At 74.4% G+C, this 1,845-nt stretch carries 2 protein-coding genes; both read left to right on the top strand.

Annotated features, from left to right (window positions below):
- On the top strand, positions 1 to 908 hold a 908-nt coding region (gene lnt, locus E1258_RS32390; RefSeq protein ID WP_132407754.1), incomplete at its 5' end, for an apolipoprotein N-acyltransferase.
- 55 nt (positions 909 to 963) lie between these two features.
- A complete protein-coding gene (locus E1258_RS32385; RefSeq protein WP_243715834.1) occupies positions 964 to 1,773 on the top strand; it encodes a polyprenol monophosphomannose synthase in 810 nt (269 codons plus the stop codon).
- The last annotated feature ends 72 nt before the right edge of the window (positions 1,774 to 1,845 follow it).

Raw genomic sequence — 1,845 nt, 5'->3', positions numbered from 1 at the left:
GGGCCACGGTGACGGTGGCGGTGGTGCAGGGCAACGTGCCGCGGCTGGGTCTGGACTTCAACGCCCAGCGGCAGGCGGTGCTGAACAACCACGTGCAGGCGACCCTGGACCTGGCGGCGCAGGTCGCCGCCGGGCGGCGACCGCAGCCGGATCTGGTGGTGTGGCCGGAGAACGCCAGCGACATCGACCCGCTGCGCAGCGCCGCCGCCGGGCAGCGGATCAGCGTGGCCGCGGACGCGGTGCGGGCACCGATCCTGGTGGGCGCGGTGCTGGTGGGGCCGGGCGCGGGGCAGAGCCGCAACGCGGGGATCCTGTGGCGGCCGGGGGCCGGCCCGGACCTGGAGCAGATGTACACGAAGCGGCATCCGGTGCCGTTCGCCGAGTACGTGCCGCTGCGGGACGTGGCGCGGATGATCAGCAAGGAGGTCGACCGGGTCCGCAGCGACATGGTGGCCGGTGATCGTGCCGGGGTCGTCGACGCTGGGGCGGCGACGCTGGGTGACGTGATCTGTTTCGAGGTCGCCTACGACGGTCTGGTCCGGGACACGGTCACCGGCGGCGCGCAGCTGTTGGTCGTGCAGACGAACAATGCGACGTTCGACGTGGCCGAGGCGCGTCAGCAGCTGGCGATGGTGCGGTTGCGGGCGGTGGAGCACGGCCGTGCGTCGTTGATGGCGTCCACGGTCGGGGTGTCCGGGTTCGTCGCCCCCGACGGGCGGGTATCCGACGCCACCGGGTTCAACACCCGCGCCGTGGTGCTGCGGCAGTTGCGCCTCGGTGACGGGCGCACCCTGGCCACGCGGGTCGGGGTGTGGCCGGAGGTGGCGCTGGCCGCGGTGGCGGTTGCCGCGCTGGCCGGTGCGGCGGTGCTGCGCCGCCGGCGGGTGAGCGCCGGGCCGCCCGGGTGATGCCGGGCTGACGGACACGCCGGGCGGCGGCTGCGCCGGCGGGGGCGGAGGAGTGGTGAGCAAAGCGGCGGGCGTGCGACCCCGGGCGGGACGCCGGGCACCGCTGCGGCGGGTGCTGGTGGTCATTCCCACCTACAACGAGGCCGACAACGTCACCTCGATCGTGGCGCGGGTGCGCGCCGCCGCGCCCGAGGTGGATGTGCTGGTCGCCGACGACAACAGTCCCGACGGTACCGGGGTGCTCGCCGACGCCCTGGCGGCCGGCGACGCGCGGGTGCACGTGCTGCACCGGCGCGGCAAGGAGGGGCTGGGCGCGGCGTACCTGGCGGGGTTCGCGTGGGCGCGGGAACGCGGCTACGACGCGGTGGTGGAGATGGACGCCGACGGTTCACACGCCCCGGAGGAGCTGCCGCGGTTGCTGGCCGCCGCCGGTGACGCGGACGTGGTGATCGGGTCCCGCTGGTGCCGGGGGGCACGGGTGGTGGACTGGCCGGTGCGGCGGCTGCTGTTGTCGCGATGCGGGAACCTGTACGCGCGGCTGGCGTTGGGGATGCCGGTGACGGACGCGACCGGCGGGTACCGGGTGTATCGGTTGGCGGCGTTGGACGCGGTGGACCTGGGGTCGGTGTGTTCGCAGGGGTACTCGTTCCAGGTGGAGTTGTCGCGGCTGGCGCACCGGGCGGGGGCGCGGATCGTGGAGGTGCCGATCACGTTCGCGGAGCGCCAGCGGGGGGCGAGCAAGATGAGTCCGCTGATTGTGGCGGAGGCGTTGTGGCGCGTCAGCGTGTGGGCGGTGCAGGACCGGCGTACGGCGTGGCGCAGGGGTCTGCACGGCACCGGCGGCGCTCAGGTGCGGTGGCCGTGAGTGGCGGCGTGTCATGCTGGACGGGCGGAGGACACGACCAGGCGATGGGGTGAGATGCGCCGAGGACTGAGA

Origin of the sequence: Micromonospora sp. KC207, assembly GCF_004348615.1 — a bacterium.
Taxonomy (GTDB): domain Bacteria; phylum Actinomycetota; class Actinomycetes; order Mycobacteriales; family Micromonosporaceae; genus Micromonospora.
This window is presented reverse-complemented; position numbering and strand designations above follow the sequence as displayed.